The sequence below is a fragment of the Pseudomonas sp. 28 E 9 genome (assembly GCF_900004785.1).
Lineage (GTDB): Bacteria > Pseudomonadota > Gammaproteobacteria > Pseudomonadales > Pseudomonadaceae > Aquipseudomonas > Aquipseudomonas orientalis_A.
Genome location: NZ_CVTK01000047.1, coordinates 110,361 through 129,157, shown reverse-complemented (window position 1 = coordinate 129,157; position 18,797 = coordinate 110,361). Strand labels below are relative to the sequence as shown.

General features: G+C 60.1%; 16 protein-coding genes. 7 read left to right on the top strand and 9 right to left on the bottom strand.

Annotation, left to right across the window (positions count from 1 at the left end; genetic code table 11):
- Positions 1-13: 13 nt before the first annotated feature.
- From purB to BFQ00_RS14575, 5 genes are all read right to left on the bottom strand, one after another.
- On the bottom strand, positions 14-1,384 hold the full coding sequence (gene purB, locus BFQ00_RS14595; protein ID WP_065884957.1) for an adenylosuccinate lyase: 1,371 nt from the start codon (positions 1,382-1,384) through the stop codon (positions 14-16).
- Between the two features lie 125 nt (positions 1,385-1,509).
- Entirely contained in the window at positions 1,510-2,133 is a 624-nt protein-coding gene (gene hflD, locus BFQ00_RS14590) for a high frequency lysogenization protein HflD (protein ID WP_017137510.1), read from the bottom strand.
- Positions 2,130-3,254, bottom strand: a complete 1,125-nt coding sequence (mnmA, locus tag BFQ00_RS14585; RefSeq protein ID WP_065884958.1) for a tRNA 2-thiouridine(34) synthase MnmA — start codon at positions 3,252-3,254, stop codon at positions 2,130-2,132. Before mnmA ends, hflD begins: the two co-directional genes overlap by 4 nt.
- Positions 3,255-3,313: 59 nt before the next feature.
- On the bottom strand, positions 3,314-3,760 hold the full coding sequence (locus BFQ00_RS14580) for an NUDIX hydrolase (protein ID WP_065933912.1): 447 nt from the start codon (positions 3,758-3,760) through the stop codon (positions 3,314-3,316).
- 568 nt (positions 3,761-4,328) lie between these two features.
- A complete protein-coding gene (locus BFQ00_RS14575) occupies positions 4,329-6,554 on the bottom strand; it encodes an NADP-dependent isocitrate dehydrogenase (RefSeq protein WP_065933911.1) in 2,226 nt (741 codons plus the stop codon).
- A gap of 494 nt (positions 6,555-7,048) precedes the next feature.
- Between BFQ00_RS14575 and icd the strand changes: the two genes are divergently transcribed.
- A complete protein-coding gene (gene icd, locus BFQ00_RS14570) occupies positions 7,049-8,305 on the top strand; it encodes an NADP-dependent isocitrate dehydrogenase (RefSeq protein WP_065885048.1) in 1,257 nt (418 codons plus the stop codon).
- A 72-nt stretch (positions 8,306-8,377) separates the two neighbouring features.
- Here icd and BFQ00_RS14565 read toward each other — a convergent pair whose 3' ends face one another.
- Positions 8,378-8,641, bottom strand: coding sequence for a cold shock domain-containing protein (locus BFQ00_RS14565; RefSeq protein ID WP_065885049.1), 264 nt, complete (start codon positions 8,639-8,641; stop codon positions 8,378-8,380).
- A 224-nt stretch (positions 8,642-8,865) separates the two neighbouring features.
- Here BFQ00_RS14565 and clpS point away from each other — a divergent pair, with 224 nt between their 5' ends.
- Both clpS and clpA read left to right on the top strand, forming a co-directional pair.
- Positions 8,866-9,234, top strand: coding sequence for an ATP-dependent Clp protease adapter ClpS (gene clpS / locus BFQ00_RS14560; RefSeq protein ID WP_005789091.1), 369 nt, complete (start codon positions 8,866-8,868; stop codon positions 9,232-9,234).
- Positions 9,235-9,263: 29 nt separating this feature from the next.
- Positions 9,264-11,534, top strand: coding sequence for an ATP-dependent Clp protease ATP-binding subunit ClpA (gene clpA, locus BFQ00_RS14555; protein WP_065884964.1), 2,271 nt, complete (start codon positions 9,264-9,266; stop codon positions 11,532-11,534).
- A gap of 186 nt (positions 11,535-11,720) precedes the next feature.
- Here the strand turns inward: clpA and infA are convergent, their stop codons facing one another.
- From infA to aat, 3 genes are all read right to left on the bottom strand, one after another.
- Entirely contained in the window at positions 11,721-11,939 is a 219-nt protein-coding gene (gene infA, locus BFQ00_RS14550; RefSeq protein WP_002553999.1) for a translation initiation factor IF-1, read from the bottom strand.
- 100 nt (positions 11,940-12,039) lie between these two features.
- Entirely contained in the window at positions 12,040-12,747 is a 708-nt protein-coding gene (locus BFQ00_RS14545) for an arginyltransferase (RefSeq protein ID WP_065884965.1), read from the bottom strand.
- Positions 12,748-12,803: 56 nt separating this feature from the next.
- Positions 12,804-13,484 carry a leucyl/phenylalanyl-tRNA--protein transferase gene (gene aat / locus BFQ00_RS14540; RefSeq protein WP_065933910.1) on the bottom strand — a complete coding sequence of 227 codons (681 nt, stop codon included), beginning with the start codon at positions 13,482-13,484 and terminating at the stop codon, positions 12,804-12,806.
- A 497-nt stretch (positions 13,485-13,981) separates the two neighbouring features.
- Here aat and BFQ00_RS14535 point away from each other — a divergent pair, with 497 nt between their 5' ends.
- The 4 genes from BFQ00_RS14535 to crcB are packed head-to-tail and all read left to right on the top strand — an operon-like array spanning position 13,982 to position 18,792.
- Entirely contained in the window at positions 13,982-16,390 is a 2,409-nt protein-coding gene (locus BFQ00_RS14535; protein ID WP_065884967.1) for a DNA translocase FtsK, read from the top strand.
- A gap of 54 nt (positions 16,391-16,444) precedes the next feature.
- Positions 16,445-17,068 (top strand): outer membrane lipoprotein chaperone LolA, encoded by a 624-nt coding sequence (gene lolA, locus BFQ00_RS14530; protein WP_065884968.1) that lies wholly within the window; start codon positions 16,445-16,447, stop codon positions 17,066-17,068.
- Between the two features lie 27 nt (positions 17,069-17,095).
- Positions 17,096-18,418 (top strand): replication-associated recombination protein A, encoded by a 1,323-nt coding sequence (locus BFQ00_RS14525; RefSeq protein ID WP_057721800.1) that lies wholly within the window; start codon positions 17,096-17,098, stop codon positions 18,416-18,418.
- Positions 18,418-18,792: a fluoride efflux transporter CrcB gene (gene crcB / locus BFQ00_RS14520; protein ID WP_057721801.1), complete on the top strand. Its 375-nt coding sequence runs from the start codon at positions 18,418-18,420 to the stop codon at positions 18,790-18,792. Before BFQ00_RS14525 ends, crcB begins: the two co-directional genes overlap by 1 nt.
- Positions 18,793-18,797 lie beyond the last annotated feature (5 nt).

Here is an 18,797-nt window from a genome sequence, read left to right as displayed (position 1 = left end):
GGTCGTTCGATGATCAGATGCGCTTGGCTTGCTCTACAGCGTTACCGATGTAGTTGGCCGGGGTGAGCAGTTTCAGCTCGGCCTTGGCGGCAGCTGGCATGTCCAGGCCGTCGATGAAAGTTTGCAGCGCATCGGAGGTGATGCCCTTGCCGCGCGTCAACTCTTTGAGCTTCTCGTAAGGGTTTTCGATGTTGTAGCGGCGCATCACGGTCTGGATCGGCTCCGCCAGGACTTCCCAGCAGGCATCCAGGTCAGCGGCGATTTTCTGCTCGTTGAGCTCCAGCTTGCTGATGCCCTTGAGGCTGGCTTCGTACGCGATCACGCTGTGGGCAAAGCCCACGCCGAGGTTGCGCAGTACGGTGGAGTCGGTCAAATCGCGCTGCCAGCGCGAGATCGGCAACTTGCTGGCCAGGTGCTGGAACAGGGCGTTGGCGATGCCGAGGTTGCCTTCGGAGTTTTCGAAGTCGATCGGGTTGACCTTGTGCGGCATGGTCGACGAACCGATTTCACCGGCAATGGTGCGCTGCTTGAAATAGCCCAGGGAGATGTAGCCCCAGATATCGCGATCGAAGTCGATCAGGATAGTGTTGAAGCGTGCGATCGCGTCGAACAGCTCGGCGATGTAGTCGTGGGGTTCGATCTGCGTAGTGTAGGGGTTGAAGCCCAGGCCCAACTCGTCTTCGATGAAGGCGCGGGCGTTGGCTTCCCAGTCGATCTCGGGGTAGGCCGACAGGTGTGCGTTGTAGTTGCCCACGGCGCCGTTGATCTTGCCCAGCAGCGGCACGGCGGCGACTTGTGCGATCTGGCGCTCCAGGCGGTACACCACGTTGGCCAGTTCCTTGCCCAGGGTGGTCGGCGATGCCGGCTGGCCGTGGGTGCGCGACAACATCGGCACGGCGGCGAAGCGGATCGCCAGTTCGCGGATCGCTTCGGCGGTCTGGCGCATCAGCGGCAGCATTACGTCATCACGGCCTTCGCGCAGCATCAGGGCGTGGGACAGGTTGTTGATGTCCTCGCTGGTGCAGGCAAAGTGGATGAACTCGCTGACCTGGGCCAGTTCCGGCAGCTTGGCCGCTTGCTCTTTGAGCAGGTACTCGATGGCCTTGACGTCGTGATTGGTGGTGCGCTCGATCTCTTTCACACGCTCGGCGTGCTCCAGGGAGAAGTTTTCCGCCAGGGTATTCAAGACAGCGTTGGCCTCGGCGGAAAACGCCGGCACTTCGCTGATGGCGGGGTGAGCGGCCAGGCGCTGGAGCCAGCGCACTTCAACCAGGACGCGAGCACGGATCAAACCGTATTCGCTGAAAATAGGGCGCAGGGCCTGGGTTTTGCCGGCGTAGCGGCCGTCAACAGGGGAAACCGCAGTGAGCGAAGAAAGCTGCATGGGGTGTTCTCGGACAGTCGGGCAACGAAATGGGGCGCGTATCATACATGAAAAAATCCGCCGGTCCGTTGCCAACTGACCGGCGTATTACGCGTAACAGCGTGAAAAAGTTTTGCTGGTGCGACTTATTCGTTGCGCATCAACGGGTAAAGCTCTTTGAGCAATTTGCGTCGGCTGATCACCAACTGCCAACGATGACCGCCCAACTGGCGCCACAACCGTGCCGAACGAATCCCCGCCAGGAGCAGGGCGCGGATTTTCGAGGCGTTGTTCGGTTGCTGCAGGTTGCGCATATCGCCGTGCACCTGGATGCGCTGGCGCAAGGTGCTCAAGGTGTCCTGGTACAGCGCGCCACAGGCTGCGATCACGTTTTCGTGGGCCGGGCCAAAATGTTCAACCTGGGATTGGATCTGCGGCAGGCGTTTGCCGATGGTTTCGAGCAGGTCGTCGCGCTTGGCCAACTGGCGCTCGAGGCCGAGCATCGACAGGGCGTAGCGCAAGGGTTCGCGCTGCAAGGTGCTGGGGTCGCGTTCCAGGGCGCCGATCAAGGCCCGGTAACCTTCACGCAAGGCCAGGTCGTCGCCGCCGTAGACTTCCAGGGTGTCCTTGGGGTCGCGGATCAACAGGCTGCCGAGCATGCAGGTCAGGCCTGCCTCGGTGACCTGGCCGGTCTTGGCGATCTTGTCCACCAGTACCGCAGCGAGAAATACACCGCCAAGGGCCGTCAATTGCTCCTGGGTCGGGCTCATGCCGGGTTGCTCCAGGCTTGCGCGACTTCGATGACGCCGCCGCCCAGGCAGATTTCGCCGTCATAGAACACCACGGATTGGCCTGGGGTGACCGCACGTTGCGGGTCATCGAAGGTGGCGCGGTAACCCGTGGCGGTTTTTTCCAGGGTGCACGGCTGGTCGCTCTGGCGATAGCGCACCTTGGCGGTCAGGCGGCGTGGGGCGCTCAGGTCGATCGGGTTGACCCAATAGATGTCCGAAGCAAGCAGGGCGCCTGAGAACAGCAGCGGGTGTTCGTTGCCCTGGCCGACGATCAGCACGTTGTTTTCCAGGTCCTTGACCAGCACGTACCACGGCTCTTCACCGGCGTCCTTCAAGCCGCCGATGCCCAGGCCCTGGCGCTGGCCAATGGTGTGGTACATCAGGCCATGGTGACGGCCGATCACTTCACCGTCGGTGGTTTTGATTTCGCCCGGTTGTGCCGGCAGGTATTGCTTGAGGAAATCACTGAAGCGGCGCTCGCCGATAAAGCAGATGCCGGTAGAGTCTTTCTTCTTGGCGGTGGCCAGGCCGTGTTTCTCGGCGATCCTGCGCACTTCGGGCTTTTCCAGCTCACCAACCGGGAACAGGGTCTTGGCGATCTGTTCACCGCCGACGGCGTGCAGGAAGTAGCTCTGGTCCTTGTTCGGGTCCAGGCCCTTGAGCAGTTCGGTACGGCCATCGATGTCGCGGCGGCGTACGTAGTGGCCAGTGGCGATCAGGTCGGCGCCCAGCATCATGGCGTAGTCGAGGAACGCCTTGAACTTGATCTCGCGGTTGCACAGGATGTCCGGGTTCGGCGTACGGCCGGCCTTGTATTCGGCCAGGAAGTGCTCGAACACGTTGTCCCAGTACTCGGCGGCGAAGTTGGCGGTGTGCAGCTTGATACCGATCTTGTCGCACACGGCCTGGGCGTCCGCCAGGTCGTCCATGGCGGTGCAGTATTCCGTTCCATCGTCTTCTTCCCAGTTCTTCATGAACAGGCCTTCCACCTCATAACCCTGCTCCATGAGCAGAACGGCGGAAACGGAAGAATCCACGCCGCCGGACATGCCGACGATGACGCGCTTCTTTTGTGTGTCAGAAGGGGCTGGATCACGCATAGGGTTTCAACGGGTGTCTTGAAAAAGGACGCGATTCTAGCAGGCCTGGGCCCGCAAGGCTAAAGAGAAGGACGGATCAATTCCAGGCTGTGACGCTGGCCGGCCAGATAATCATCGATACAGCGGATGATCAGCTCGCTGCGCCAGTCGTCGCGCAGGCCCAGCAGCTCGTCCCGGGTCAGCCAGCGGGCGCGCAGGATGCCTTCGTCGAGTTGATAGTCCGGGTGGTGTTTCAGGGCCTTGGCGATGAAACAGACGCGTTGATAGGTCACGCCGTTGCTCGGGGCGGTGTAGAGGTAGATGCCGACGATGCCGGTGGCTTCGACGTCCCAACCGGTTTCTTCGAGGGTTTCACGCACGGCGGCTTCGGTCAGTGTTTCGTTCGGGTCCAGGTGGCCGGCGGGCTGATTGAGCACGGCACGGCCGCCCTTGAGTTCTTCGACCATCAGGAAGCGGCCGTTTTCTTCGACGAGGGTGGCGACGGTGATGTGGGGGAGCCAGGTCATGGGGTGCCTCTAGATTCAGGGAGGGGCGGTGCGTTCTTGGGGCAGGATTGTGCAGGCAATGTGGGAGCTTGCTCCTGATGATGGCCTCTGGGCTGGTCGGGATGTTTGATTGGACCGGGTACATATCCGTTTCTGCGGTAAAGGCTGCTAATGGTTCCGCTTTTACAGCGGCTCACTTTTGAAAAGCGCAAAAGTAAGCAAAACGCTCTTGCCCCACCACTCGGCACCTCGCCTGCGTTCGGCCAGCGTGGTTTAACGGGGCGCCTGAGATCAAAAGCAAGATCAAGAGCGGCTCGCTTCGCATCGTGGTTACGTTTGGGCGCGGCTGCGTTGTTAAGTGTACGCCGCCGTCTGTAGGAGCGAGCTTGCTCGCGAAAAACCCACAGGCACCGCGCTCATTCAGAAAGCACGCGTTATCGTTGACGTTTTTCGCGAGCAAGCTCGCTCCTACAAAAAAAGCCCTGAGTGATTGGCGTTAGGGCAGGCCCATTTGAACCGATTTCTTCAGTTGAACAGTGGAAACAGAAACCCCGGCACTCGGCCGGGGCTTCTTTGCATCGTTACAACCTTACTTCAACTTGGCAATCGCCGCATTGAGGGTGCTGCTCGGACGCATGGCCTTGCTGGTCAGCACGGGGTTCGGCGCGTAGTAGCCGCCGATGTCCACTGGCTTGCCCTGTACGGCGTTGAGCTCGGCAACGATGGTTGCTTCGTTCGCGGCCAGGGTCTGGGCCAGTTCGCCGAACTGCGCTTGCAGGGCGGTGTCTTCGGTCTGGGCGGCCAGGGCCTGGGCCCAGTACAGCGCCAGGTAGAAGTGGCTGCCGCGGTTGTCGATGTTGCCGACTTTGCGCGATGGCGACTTGTTGTTGTCGAGGAACTGGCCGGTGGCCTGGTCCAGGGTCTTGGACAGCACCAGGGCTTTCGGGTTGTTGTAGGTCACGCCCAAATGCTCGAGGGACGCGGCCAGGGCCAGGAACTCGCCCAGGGAATCCCAGCGCAGGAAGTTTTCTTCCACCAGCTGCTGCACGTGTTTCGGCGCCGAGCCGCCGGCGCCGGTTTCGAACAGGCCACCGCCGTTCATCAGCGGCACGATGGACAGCATCTTGGCGCTGGTGCCCAGTTCCATGATCGGGAACAGGTCGGTCAGGTAGTCGCGCAGTACGTTACCGGTCACCGAGATGGTGTCCAGGCCCTTGCGGGTGCGCTCCAGGGTGAACTTCATCGCGTCGACCGGCGACATGATGCGGATGTCCAAACCTTCAGTGTTGTGGTCTTTCAGGTAAGCCTGAACTTTCTCGACCACGACGCCATCGTGTGCGCGCTGTGGGTCCAGCCAGAAGATGGCCGGGGTGTTGCTGGCGCGAGCGCGGTTGACGGCCAGTTTGACCCAGTCCTGGATCGGCGCATCTTTGGTCTGGCACATGCGGAAGATGTCGCCGGCTTCGACCGACTGTTCCATCAGCAGCTTGCCCTGGCTGTCGGTGACGCGGACGACGCCGTCAGCCTTGATCTGGAAGGTCTTGTCGTGGGAGCCGTACTCTTCGGCTTTCTTGGCCATCAGGCCAACGTTCGGCACGCTGCCCATGGTGGTTGGGTCGAAGGCGCCATTGGCCTTGCAGTCTTCGATGACGGCCTGGTAGATGGTGGCGTAGCAGCGATCCGGGATCACGGCCTTGGTGTCGTGCAACTGGCCGTCGGTGCCCCACATTTTGCCGGAGTCACGGATCATGGCCGGCATTGAGGCGTCGACGATCACGTCGCTCGGTACGTGCAGGTTGGTGATGCCTTTGTCGGAGTTGACCATCGCCAGCGATGGGCGAGCGGCGTAGACCGCCTGGATGTCCGCTTCGATCTGCGCCTGCTGGTCAGCCGGCAGCGCCTTGATACGGGCGTACAGGTCGCCGATGCCGTTGTTCAGGTTGAAGCCGATCTGCTCCAGCACGGTGGCGTGCTTGGCCAGGGCGTCCTTATAGAACTCGGCGACGATCTGGCCGAACATGATCGGGTCGGAGACCTTCATCATGGTGGCTTTCAAGTGAACCGACAGCAGCACGCCTTGCTTCTTGGCGTCTTCGATCTCGGCGGCGATGAATGCGCGCAGGGCTTTTTTGCTCAGCACGGCGGTGTCGATGATCTCGCCGGCCTGTACCGAGGTCTTTTCCTTCAGGACAGTGGCGGTGCCGTCTTGAGCGATCAGCTCGATTTTGACAGCGTCAGCGGCTTCGATCTGTACGGCTTTTTCGCTGCCGTAGAAGTCGCCATTGCTCATGTGGGCGATGTGCGACTTGGAGTCGGCAGCCCAGGCGCCCATTTTGTGCGGGTGCTTGCGTGCGTAGTTCTTGACCGACAGCGGTGCGCGGCGGTCGGAGTTGCCTTCGCGCAGTACCGGGTTCACGGCGCTGCCCTTGACCTTGTCGTAACGTGCACGGGTTTCTTTTTCCGCGTCGGTGGTTACGGTTTCCGGGTAGTCCGGCAGGGCGTAGCCCTGGGCCTGCAGTTCCTTGATCGCGGCTTGCAGCTGCGGGGTCGAGGCGCTGATGTTAGGCAGCTTGATGATGTTGGCTTCAGGCGTAACGGCCAGGTCGCCCAGTTCGGCGAGGTGGTCCGGGATGGCCTTGGCGCCCAGTTGCTCGGGGAAGCTTGCGAGGATGCGCGCGGCGAGGGAAATGTCGCGGGTTTCCACGGCAATATCAGCGGAAGCGGTGAAGGCCTCTACGATAGGCAGCAGTGAATAGGTGGCGAGGGCTGGGGCTTCGTCGGTGAAGGTGTAGATGATCTTCGAGCGGGTGGGCATATTCGGATTAACTCTCTTCTTTGCTGAAAGCGTGCGCAGAAACTCGAGATGCGCCGGGTGGAGCGCGTTCGTTCAAAGTCATCCATGAGCGAAATGTCGAGTGTTCTTCGCGGTGATGTTGGGTTGCATCAGTCGAGCGTCAAGCGTTTGGACTATTGTAATAGTCCTGCTTTCTGGCTGAAGGCTACTGTCTAGAGCGGTCAACCGTCGTGACTCTTTGGTCAGCGGCGGCATTATACATAGGTCGCTATGCTTACGCTGAGCCTTCATACAAAAGGTGGGTCGTCCATTGGTCTAAAGGTCGCAGGCGGGCCGGGTGCGGGCAATGTCGCACGTTGTGCTCAAGATTGGCGGTTTTCCCTTTGATTTCAGGCTTGTAGGCGACAAGTTATGCTGTTTTCGACGCAAATGAGCATGGCGCGAGGTTTCAGTCGCCATTTATCTGGAGTAGGCTCGAACGCAGCCAGATGTTCAATCCATAGATGGAGTTCAGCATGGGATACAAGAAGATTCAGGTTCCGGCAGTCGGCGACAAAATCACCGTCAATGCAGACCATTCTCTCAATGTTCCTGACCAACCGATCATCCCGTATATCGAAGGAGACGGTATCGGCGTCGACATCAGCCCGGTGATGATCAAGGTGGTCGACGCTGCTGTTGAAAAGGCCTACGGCGGCAAGCGCAAGATCTCGTGGATGGAGGTGTATGCCGGTGAGAAGGCCACTCAAGTCTACGACCAGGACACCTGGCTGCCCCAGGAAACCCTGGACGCGGTCAAGGATTACGTGGTGTCCATCAAGGGCCCGCTGACCACCCCGGTCGGCGGCGGCATCCGTTCCCTGAACGTGGCCCTGCGCCAGCAACTCGACCTGTATGTGTGCCTGCGCCCGGTGCGCTGGTTCGAAGGCGTGCCCAGCCCGGTCAAGAAGCCCGGGGACGTGGACATGACCATCTTCCGTGAGAACTCCGAGGACATTTACGCCGGCATCGAGTGGAAAGCCGGTTCGCCCGAGGCGATCAAGGTGATCAAGTTCCTCAAGGAGGAAATGGGTGTCACCAAGATCCGTTTCGACCAGGATTGCGGGATTGGCGTCAAGCCGGTGTCGAAAGAGGGCACCAAGCGCCTGGCACGCAAGGCCCTGCAATATGTGGTGGATAACGACCGCGACTCGCTGACCATCGTGCACAAAGGCAACATCATGAAGTTCACCGAAGGTGCCTTCAAGGAATGGGCCTACGAAGTGGCGGCCGAGGAGTTCGGCGCGACGCTGCTCGATGGCGGGCCGTGGATGCAGTTCAAGAACCCCAGGACCGGCAAGAATGTAGTGGTCAAGGACGCGATCGCCGATGCGATGCTCCAGCAGATCCTGCTGCGTCCGGCTGAATATGATGTGATTGCGACGCTCAACCTCAACGGCGACTACTTGTCCGACGCCCTCGCGGCGGAAGTGGGCGGCATCGGTATCGCGCCGGGCGCCAACCTGTCGGACACCGTGGCCATGTTCGAGGCTACCCACGGCACGGCACCGAAGTACGCGGGCAAGGATCAGGTCAACCCGGGCTCATTGATTCTGTCGGCGGAAATGATGCTGCGGCATATGGGCTGGGTCGAGGCGGCGGATCTGATTATAAAAGGCACCAACGGCGCTATTTCGGCCAAGACCGTGACGTATGACTTCGAGCGGCTGATGGAGGGGGCGACATTGGTGTCGTCGTCGGGCTTTGGTGATGCGTTGATTTCGCATATGTAAAGCCGCTGTATGAAAAGCCGGCCATCCGATGATTGGAGTGGCCGGTCTTTTCGCCCGACGCAGGATGCAGGATCAGGCTGTTTCTTCTTTCTGGGCGGTCATTGCCAAAGGCTCGTCGGTCGCTGGGGTCGTGGCAGGAGAAACTCTTTCGGCTTGTTTTCCTTTTCGGCCTTCAACAATTTTTTCGAACTGCACAAGCTGGCCCGCTTTCAGCGTTTTATACCCTTCCATTTCTATTTGTGAGTAATGCACGAAAATGTCTTCTTCGTAGCCTTCCACTCGAAGAAACCCAAACCCTTTGGCGTTGTTGAACCAATTGACCTTACCACTAGCCATTCCCTTATCCCTCTGCACCAGACTCCATCACTGGAGTATCATCCCGTCTATCCGTCCTAACCCGAATAAATAAGGTTGACTGCGCGGACCTTTTTTACCCACTGTGGGCTCTATTGGTTGTAACACTGATTTGCCGATAGTCAAGGCGACCAAAGGGTTGGAGTTGAAAATCTGACAGGTCGCCCCCACCACTGTATTTGAACCACTGACGAACCTTTCTTTCCATGCATGCAAATAGCCAGATTCGACTAACATTCAATCAGGATCGCCCGGATCAGGAACATGACGACGACGGTTCTGCAGGCATTGCTGTTCAGGAGGCCAAGCCTGCTTTACAGGCGCCGCCGATGTACAAGGTGGTTTTGTTCAATGATGACTACACACCGATGGATTTCGTGGTCGAAGTGCTCGAGGTGTTTTTTAACCTGAACCGCGAGTTGGCGACCAAGGTAATGCTGGCCGTTCACACAGAAGGACGGGCAGTATGTGGAGTGTTTACCCGCGACATCGCCGAGACAAAGGCCATGCAGGTCAACCAGTACGCCAGGGAAAGCCAGCATCCGCTACTCTGTGAAATCGAGAAGGACGGTTAACGCCGACCACTTGGGTATGAGGTGAAGCTATGTTAAACCGCGAGCTCGAAGTCACCCTCAATCTTGCCTTCAAGGAGGCTCGTTCGAAGCGTCATGAATTCATGACCGTCGAACACCTGCTGCTGGCACTTTTGGATAACGAAGCTGCCGCCACCGTTCTACGTGCGTGCGGCGCCAACCTCGACAAACTCAAGCATGACCTGCAGGAGTTTATCGACTCCACGACGCCACTGATCCCCGTGCATGACGAGGACCGTGAGACCCAGCCAACCCTGGGCTTCCAGCGGGTATTGCAGCGTGCTGTCTTCCACGTACAGAGCTCCGGTAAGCGTGAAGTCACGGGCGCCAATGTGCTGGTGGCGATTTTCAGCGAGCAGGAAAGCCAGGCCGTGTTTCTGCTCAAGCAGCAGAGCGTGGCCCGTATCGATGTCGTCAACTACATCGCCCACGGCATCTCCAAGGTGCCCGGGCACGGCGATCATTCCGAGGGTGAGCAGGATATGCAGGACGACGAGGGCGGTGAGTCTTCTTCTTCAAGCAACCCGCTGGATGCCTATGCCAGCAACCTCAATGAGCTGGCGCGCCAGGGGCGGATCGATCCGCTGGTGGGGCGTGAGCTGGAGGTTGAGCGCGTAGCGCAGATCCTCGCGCGGCGTCGCAAGAACAACCCGTTGCTGGTCGGTGAGGCGGGCGTGGGTAAAACCGCGATTGCCGAAGGCCTGGCCAAGCGTATCGTCGACAACCAGGTGCCGGATCTGCTGGCCAACAGTGTCGTCTACTCCCTGGACCTGGGCGCATTGCTCGCCGGGACCAAGTACCGTGGCGATTTCGAGAAGCGCTTCAAGGCGCTGCTCGGCGAACTGAAAAAACGCCCGCAGGCGATCCTGTTCATCGACGAGATCCACACCATTATTGGCGCGGGTGCCGCGTCGGGCGGGGTGATGGATGCGTCCAACCTGCTCAAGCCGTTGCTGTCGTCCGGTGATATCCGCTGCATCGGCTCGACCACGTTCCAGGAGTTTCGCGGCATCTTCGAGAAAGACCGTGCCCTGGCGCGGCGCTTCCAGAAAGTCGATGTGTCCGAGCCTTCGGTTGAAGACACCATCGGCATCCTGCGCGGTCTCAAGGGGCGTTTCGAAGCGCACCATGGCATCGAGTACACCGATGAAGCCTTGCGTGCGGCGGCTGAGCTGGCGTCACGCTACATCAATGACCGGCATATGCCGGACAAAGCCATCGATGTGATCGACGAGGCGGGTGCCTACCAGCGCCTGCAGCCGGTCGAGAAGCGTGTAAAGCGCATCGACGTGCCGCAGGTCGAGGACATCGTGGCGAAGATCGCGCGGATTCCGCCTAAACACGTCAACAGTTCCGACAAGGAGCTGCTGCGTAATCTTGAGCGTGATCTCAAGCTGACCGTATTCGGCCAGGATGCGGCCATCGACGCGTTGTCCACCGCGATCAAGCTATCGCGTGCGGGCCTCAAGTCGCCGGACAAACCCGTGGGTTCGTTCCTGTTCGCAGGCCCGACCGGCGTCGGCAAGACCGAGGCGGCGCGGCAGTTGGCCAAGGCCATGGGCATCGAGCTGGTGCGCTTTGACATGTCCGAATACATGGAGCGTCACACCGTGTCGCGCCTGATCGGTGCGCCTCCGGGCTATGTCGGTTTCGACCAGGGCGGTCTGTTGACCGAGGCAATTACCAAGCAGCCGCATTGTGTATTGCTGCTCGATGAAATCGAGAAGGCCCACCCGGAAGTCTTCAACCTGCTGCTGCAGGTGATGGACCACGGCACCCTGACCGACAACAACGGGCGCAAGGCGGACTTCCGCAACGTGATCGTGATCATGACCACCAACGCCGGTGCCGAAACCGCCGCGCGGGCTTCGATCGGCTTCAGCCATCAGGATCACTCTTCCGATGCAATGGAAGTGATCAAGAAGAGCTTTACGCCGGAGTTCCGCAACCGTCTGGACACCATTATCCAGTTTGGTCGCCTCAGTCATGAGGTTATCAAAAGCGTGGTGGACAAGTTCCTCACCGAACTTCAGGCGCAGTTGGAAGACAAGCGCGTGCAGTTGGAAGTCACCGAAGCGGCGCGCAGTTGGATTGCCGAAGGTGGCTACGACGCGGCAATGGGCGCACGCCCGATGGCGCGTCTGATCCAGGACAAGATCAAGCGGCCGTTGGCCGAAGAGATCCTGTTCGGCGAGCTTTCCGACCATGGTGGCGTGGTGCATATCGATCTGAAGGATGGCGAACTGACCTTCGACTTCGAAACCACGGCGGAAATGGCCTGATCGCTGTAAACCTGTAGGAGCGAGCTTGCTCGCGAAAATCTTCAACGATAACGCATGCTTTTTGATTCACTGCGTTGTTCTTGAGTTCTTCGCGAGCAAGCTCGCTCCTACAGTCGTTTTGCAGCCTCTATAAAACCCATGCACACAAAAACGCCCGGCATAACCGGGCGTTTTGTATTGACTTGCTTAGCGAGCGCGGTAAGTGATGCGCCCTTTGCTCAAGTCATAGGGCGTCAGCTCGACGCGCACTTTGTCACCGGTAAGAATACGAATGTAGTTCTTGCGCATCTTGCCGGAGATATGCGCGGTTACGACGTGCCCATTTTCCAACTCCACACGAAACATGGTGTTGGGCAGGGTGTCGACGACAGTGCCTTCCATTTCGAAGCTGTCTTCTTTCGACATGCAGTAAAGCCCTCGGTATCCAGTGAATGGCCCGGTGCAACTGCGCCAGGCAAAAGCGGCGTGCATTGTGCCCGAAAAAGGGTGTTCAAGCCAAGGGGTTCTAGTTAAGCGTTACCCATCTTTGATTAATCAGCAGCTCAATGGGCCGATATTGGGTCTTGTAGTTCATCTTTTTGCAGTTTTTGATCCAGTATCCGAGGTACACCGCCTCCAGTTCCAGGCGCAGCGCTTCACCTATTTGCCAGAGAATCGCAAAGCGCCCCAGGCTGCGGCGTTCTTCGGCGGGCTCATAGAAGGTGTACACCGCCGACAGCCCGTTGGGCAGCAGGTCGGTCACTGCCACCGCCAGCAACCGTCCGTCGAGGCGAAACTCGTAGAAGCGCGAAAAAGGCAGGTCACGCACCAGGAACGTGGAAAATTGATCGCGGCTGGGCGGGAACATATCGCCGTCGGCATGGCGTTGTTCGATGTAGCGTTGATAGAGGTCGAAATATTCTTCGCTGTACTGCGGCTTGACCGCGTTTACCGTCAGGTCGGCGTTGCGCTTGAGAATGCGCTTCTGGTTGCGATCCGGTAAAAACTGCGCGACCGGGATGCGCGCCGGCACGCAGGCGTTGCAGTTCTGGCAATGCGGTCGGTACAGGTGATCGCCGCTGCGCCGAAAGCCCATCTCCGACAGGTCGGCGTACACATGCACGTCCATCGGCTGGCTGGGATCGAGGAACAGTGTGGTGGCCTGCTCGTCGGGCAGATAGCTGCAAGAGTGGGCTTGAGTGGCATAAAACTTCAAGCGCGCCAACTCGGTCATGATCAACCCTCGGAATAAGCTTTGAAATAAGTGTAAGCCAGGTACGCGGATGGCGCCTAAGAAACCCACGGCCCCGAGCTGGGCTGGTCCAAATGATCGCGCAGATACCCGGCGAATTCGCTGCGTGGTATGCCGCGTGCGCCCAGGCTGTGCAGATGATCATTGGGCATCTGGCAGTCAATCAGCACAAAACCCCAGGCCTGCAATTGCCGGGTCAGCGTGACGAAGCCGAATTTCGAGGCGTTATCGGCGCGGCTGAACATGGATTCGCCAAAAAACAACTGGCCCATCGCCAGGCCGTACAGGCCGCCGACCAGCTCGCCCTGGTCCCAGACCTCCACGGAGTGCGCGTAACCACGCTGATGCAGCTCCAGGTAGGCGCTCTGGATGCTTTCGGTGATCCACGTGCCGTCTGCATACGCACGAGGCGCCGCGCAGGCCTGGATGACCGCTGCGAAATCCTGATCGAACGTCACGCTATAGCGCTGTTGACGCAATAATTTGCCCAGGCTGCGCGAGACGTGCAGCTCGTCGGGGAAGATCACCGTGCGTGGGTCGGGTGACCACCAGAGAATCGGCTGGCCTTCGGAGAACCAGGGAAAGCAGCCGTGGCGATAGGCCTGGATCAATCGTTCGGCCGACAGGTCGCCGCCGGCGGCAAGCAGGCCGTTGGGTTCGCGCATGGCCTTGGCCAGTGGCGGGAATGTCAGGGTGTCGCGTTGTAACCAGGTCAGCATGGCATCCAGGCTTACGGAAGGGGAGGGGAGTGGCAGGTCGGGCGCCTGCCCCAGGACCTGATTATTGTCGACGCAGCGCCTCGGGGCCAGCGCAAATGGCTGCTCGAGCTGGTTTAGCGTGTAAGGGTGTTTCTGCAACTCTGCGTATAAGGTGCGGTCGTAATCGGGTCTGGCCAATGCAGGCCATTTGCCAAGCTTGCCTTGATTGGTAAATACAGCGCATAAGCCTTTGTCAGCAAAGACAATGCATGCTCAAATTGAACAGGCTGCAACACGTGAACGGCTCAGGCCGCCGGGTGATGGGCAAGTGCGTGGCATCGCGCACGCAAACCCGTACAATGCGGCGATCATGGCGTTATCGCCATTTCATCCATGGGTTATGCAGTGTTAAAAAGTAGATTCAGCAACATTTGTCATTTTTCAGCTGCTCGGATAGAGCAGTCGTGTGCAGTCATTCAACAGATGGACGCGCTAAAAGGCGCAGGAAAAGACCCGTTTTGAAGAAATCCGCCGCAACACCCAAAGCAGCAGTCGTGCCGGCCTGGCGTCAGCACCTGCATTACCGACTCAAGGAAGGTGCGCTGATCGCAATCGGCGCGCTGTGCCTGTTCCTGATGATGGCCTTGCTCACCTATGGCAAGGACGATCCTGGCTGGAGCCATAACAGCAAAATCGATGACGTGCAGAATTTCGGTGGCCCGGTGGGTTCCTACAGCGCCGATATCCTGTTCATGATTCTCGGTTATTTCGCGTACATCTTTCCGCTGTTGCTGGCGATCAAGACCTGGCAGATTTTCCGCCAGCGTCACGAGCCGTGGCAGTGGAGCGGCTGGCTGTTCTCCTGGCGCCTGATCGGGCTGGTGTTCCTGGTGTTGTCCGGCGCGGCCCTGGCCCATATCCATTTCCATGCACCGACCGGTCTGCCGGCGGGCGCGGGCGGGGCGCTGGGCGAAAGCCTGGGCGATCTGGCGCGGCGCACCCTGAATATCCAGGGCAGCACGCTGATGTTCATCGCGCTGTTCCTGTTCGGTCTCACGGTGTTCACCGACCTGTCGTGGTTCAAAGTGATGGACGTGACCGGCAAGATCACCCTTGACCTGTTCGAGTTGTTCCAGGGCGCCGCCAACCGCTGGTGGGCGGCGCGCGTGGAGCGCAAGCAGATGGTTGCGCAACTGCGTGAAGTGGACACCCGCGTCAACGAAGTGGTGGCCCCAAGCACGCCGGACCGCCGCGAGCAGGCCAAGGTCAAGGAGCGCCTGATCGAGCGCGAACAGGCCCTGAGCAAGCACATGTCGGATCGCGAGAAGCAGGTGCCGCCGGTGATCGCCCCCGCGCCGCCCAAGGCGCCCGAGCCCAGCCACCGCGTGCAGAAAGAGAAACAGGCGCCGCTGTTCATCGACAGTGCCGTCGAAGGCACCTTGCCGCCGATCTCGATTCTCGACCCTGCGGAAAAGAAACAACTCAACTACTCGCCCGAATCCCTGGCGGCCGTCGGCCACCTGCTGGAAATCAAGCTCAAGGAGTTCGGCGTCGAAGTGTCGGTGGACTCGATTCACCCAGGCCCTGTCATTACCCGTTACGAGATTCAGCCGGCCGCAGGCGTCAAGGTCAGCCGCATTTCCAACCTGGCCAAGGACCTGGCGCGCTCCCTGGCCGTGACCAGCGTGCGCGTGGTGGAAGTGATTCCCGGCAAGACCACCGTGGGTATCGAGATTCCCAACGAAGACCGCCAGATCGTGCGTTTCTCCGAAGTGCTGTCGACCCCGGAATACGACAACTTCAAATCGCCGGTCACCCTGGCCCTCGGCCACGACATCGGCGGCAAGCCGGTAATCACCGACCTGGCAAAAATGCCGCACCTGCTGGTGGCCGGTACCACCGGTTCCGGTAAGTCGGTGGGTGTGAACGCGATGATACTGTCGATCCTGTTCAAGTCGGGCCCGGACGACGCCAAGCTGATCATGATCGACCCGAAAATGCTTGAGCTGTCGATCTACGAAGGCATTCCGCACCTGCTCTGCCCGGTAGTGACCGACATGAAGGACGCCGCCAACGCCCTGCGCTGGAGCGTCGCCGAGATGGAGCGTCGCTACAAGCTGATGGCGAAGATGGGCGTGCGTAACCTGTCCGGCTTCAACGCCAAGGTCAAGGAAGCCCAGGACGCCGGTACGCCGCTGACCGACCCGCTGTACAAGCGCGAGAACATTCACGACGAAGCGCCGCTTTTGACCAAGCTGCCGACCATCGTGGTGGTGGTCGACGAATTCGCCGACATGATGATGATCGTCGGCAAGAAGGTCGAAGAACTGATCGCGCGTATCGCCCAGAAGGCCCGTGCGGCCGGGATCCACCTGATCCTCGCCACCCAGCGGCCGTCGGTGGATGTGATCACCGGCCTGATCAAGGCCAACATTCCTACGCGTATGGCGTTCCAGGTGTCGAGCAAGATCGACTCGCGGACCATCATCGACCAGGGCGGCGCCGAGCAACTGCTGGGCCACGGTGACATGCTCTACATGCCGCCCGGCACCAGCCTGCCGATCCGTGTCCACGGGGCGTTCGTTTCCGACGATGAAGTGCATCGCGTGGTGGAAGCCTGGAAACTGCGTGGCGCACCGGAATACAACGACGACATTCTCGCGGGCGTGGAAGAGGCCGGCAGCGGCTTCGACGGCGGCAGCGGGGGTGGCGACGATGACGCCGAAACCGACGCGCTCTACGACGAAGCCGTGGCGTTCGTGCTGGAAAGCCGCCGTGCCTCGATCTCCGCCGTGCAACGCAAGCTGAAGATCGGCTACAACCGCGCCGCCCGCATGATCGAAGCCATGGAACACGCCGGCGTCGTCACCGCAATGAACACCAACGGCTCGCGCGAAATCATCGCCCCCGGGCAGATGCGCGACTGATCCCGCGCCGCGTGGCAGCACGCGGCGCGCCCTGACTATTCAATGAGGACTCCCATGCGCATTATCCGCATGCTGTTGTTGCCGGCACTGGCCCTGACCGCCGTTTCGGCCCACGCTGACCCGGCTTCCGTGGCCAGTCTGAAGAACCTGCTGGACAAATCCCAGACCCTGACCGCGCGCTTTTCCCAACTGACCCTGGACGCCGGTGGCACCCAGTTGCAGGAGACCGCAGGCGAAATGGCCGTGCAGCGCCCCGGCCTGTTCTACTGGCACACCGAAGGCAAGGCCGAGCAGACCATCGTGTCCGACGGCCAGAAAGTCACGCTGTGGGACCCGGACCTGGAACAGGCGACCATCAAGAAGCTCGACCCGCGCCTGAACCAGACGCCGGCGCTGCTGCTGTCGGGGGATGTGTCGAAGATCAACGACAGTTTCGACATCACCTCCAAGCAAACCAGCAACGTCATCGAGTTCACGCTCAAGCCCAAATCCAGGGACACCTTGTTCGACACCCTGTCGCTGTCGTTCGGCAACGGCGTGATCAACAACATGCGCCTGGTTGACAGCGTTGGCCAGCGCACCGATATCCTGTTCTCCGGGGTCAAGGCCAACCAGCCTGTGCCCGCGTCCAAGTTCAAGTTCGACATCCCCAAGGGTGCCGACGTGATCCAGGAATAAACTCCCCAGAGGTTTCAAACGCTGCCCATGGATCTGTTTCGAAGTGACCCGATTGCCCAGCCACTGGCCGCGCGCCTGCGCTCGACCAACCTGGATGAGTACGTCGGTCAGGAACATCTGCTCGCTCGCGGCAAGCCCTTGCGTGAAGCCCTGGAGCAGGGTGCGCTGCACTCGATGATTTTCTGGGGGCCGCCGGGGGTGGGTAAAACCACCCTGGCACGGCTGCTGGCCAAGGTCTCGGATGCGCACTTCGAAACGGTCTCCGCCGTGCTGGCCGGGGTCAAGGAGATCCGCCAGGCGGTGGAAGTCGCCAAGCAGCAGGCCGGGCAGTACGGCAAGCGCACCATCCTGTTTGTCGACGAAGTGCATCGCTTCAACAAGTCGCAGCAGGATGCATTCCTGCCGTACGTCGAAGACGGCACGTTGATCTTCATCGGCGCCACCACTGAAAACCCTTCTTTCGAACTCAATAACGCACTGCTTTCGCGAGCCCGCGTCTATGTGCTCAAGAGCCTTGACGAAGCGGCGATGCAGAAGTTGTTGCAGCGCGCCTTGAGCGAAGACAAGGGCCTGGGCAAGCGCCAACTGAGCGTCAGCGAAGAGGGCTTCAAGATCCTGCTCACGGCCGCCGATGGCGATGGCCGGCGTTTTCTCAACCTGTTGGAGAACGCTTCGGACCTTGCCGAAGACGGCGGCGAGATTGGCGTGGACCTGCTGCAAAGCCTGCTGGGCGACACGCGTCGGCGCTTTGATAAGGGCGGTGAAGCGTTCTACGACCAGATATCGGCGCTGCACAAATCCGTACGCGGTTCCAACCCGGACGGCGCGCTGTACTGGTTCGCGCGCATGATCGACGGCGGTTGCGATCCGTTGTACCTGGCGCGCCGCGTGGTGCGCATGGCCAGCGAAGACATCGGCAATGCCGACCCCCGCGCCTTGAGCCTGTGCCTGGCCGCCTGGGACGTGCAAGAGCGCCTCGGCAGCCCGGAAGGCGAACTGGCGGTGGCCCAGGCCATCACTTACCTGGCCTGCGCGCCGAAAAGCAACGCGGTGTACATGGGCTTCAAGTCGGCGCTGCGAGCGGCGGCCGAACATGGCTCCCTCGAAGTGCCGATGCATTTGCGCAACGCGCCGACCAAGCTGATGAAACAGCTGGGTTACGGCGATGAATACCGCTATGCCCATGACGAGCCGGACGCCTACGCGGCCGGCGAAGATTACTTTCCCGATGAGCTCGAGCCGCTGGCGCTCTATCAACCGGTGCCCCGTGGCCTGGAGCTGAAGATCGGCGAAAAGCTCAACCATCTGGCCCAACTCGACCGTCTCAGCCCCCGTCAGCGGAGAAAGTAGTGCTCAAGACGATTCTTGCCGTGTCCGCAGCCGGCATCGCTGGTACATTATTGCGTTTCGCCACCGGCACCTGGGTCAGCGCCCATTGGCCGAAGCATTTCTATGCGGCGACCCTGGCGGTCAACCTGGTGGGCTGCCTGATCATCGGGCTGTTGTACGGCTGGTTCCTGTTGCGCCCGGAAGTGCCGATTGAAATTCGCGCCGGCTTGATTGTCGGCTTTGTAGGCGGTCTGACGACCTTTTCATCCTTTTCACTGGATACGCTGCGCCTGCTGGAAAGCGGGCAGGCCCTGGTCGCCTTCGGGTACCTGGGCATCAGCGTGTTCGGCGGGCTGCTCGCCACCTGGGCCGGCCTGTCCCTGACCAAACTTTGATAAAC

Bases quoted from the DNA above. Each gene is read 5' to 3' on its own strand.
- purB (WP_065884957.1), bottom strand. From the start codon at position 1,384: ATGCAGCTTTCTTCGCTCACTGCGGTTTCCCCTGTTGACGGCCGCTAC.
- hflD (WP_017137510.1), bottom strand. From the start codon at position 2,133: ATGAGCCCGACCCAGGAGCAATTGACGGCCCTTGGCGGTGTATTTCTC.
- mnmA (WP_065884958.1), bottom strand. From the start codon at position 3,254: ATGCGTGATCCAGCCCCTTCTGACACACAAAAGAAGCGCGTCATCGTC.
- BFQ00_RS14580 (WP_065933912.1), bottom strand. From the start codon at position 3,760: ATGACCTGGCTCCCCCACATCACCGTCGCCACCCTCGTCGAAGAAAAC.
- BFQ00_RS14575 (WP_065933911.1), bottom strand. From the start codon at position 6,554: ATGCCCACCCGCTCGAAGATCATCTACACCTTCACCGACGAAGCCCCA.
- icd (WP_065885048.1), top strand. From the start codon at position 7,049: ATGGGATACAAGAAGATTCAGGTTCCGGCAGTCGGCGACAAAATCACC.
- BFQ00_RS14565 (WP_065885049.1), bottom strand. From the start codon at position 8,641: ATGGCTAGTGGTAAGGTCAATTGGTTCAACAACGCCAAAGGGTTTGGG.
- clpS (WP_005789091.1), top strand. From the start codon at position 8,866: ATGCATGCAAATAGCCAGATTCGACTAACATTCAATCAGGATCGCCCG.
- clpA (WP_065884964.1), top strand. From the start codon at position 9,264: ATGTTAAACCGCGAGCTCGAAGTCACCCTCAATCTTGCCTTCAAGGAG.
- infA (WP_002553999.1), bottom strand. From the start codon at position 11,939: ATGTCGAAAGAAGACAGCTTCGAAATGGAAGGCACTGTCGTCGACACC.
- BFQ00_RS14545 (WP_065884965.1), bottom strand. From the start codon at position 12,747: ATGACCGAGTTGGCGCGCTTGAAGTTTTATGCCACTCAAGCCCACTCT.
- aat (WP_065933910.1), bottom strand. From the start codon at position 13,484: ATGCTGACCTGGTTACAACGCGACACCCTGACATTCCCGCCACTGGCC.
- lolA (WP_065884968.1), top strand. From the start codon at position 16,445: ATGCGCATTATCCGCATGCTGTTGTTGCCGGCACTGGCCCTGACCGCC.
- BFQ00_RS14525 (WP_057721800.1), top strand. From the start codon at position 17,096: ATGGATCTGTTTCGAAGTGACCCGATTGCCCAGCCACTGGCCGCGCGC.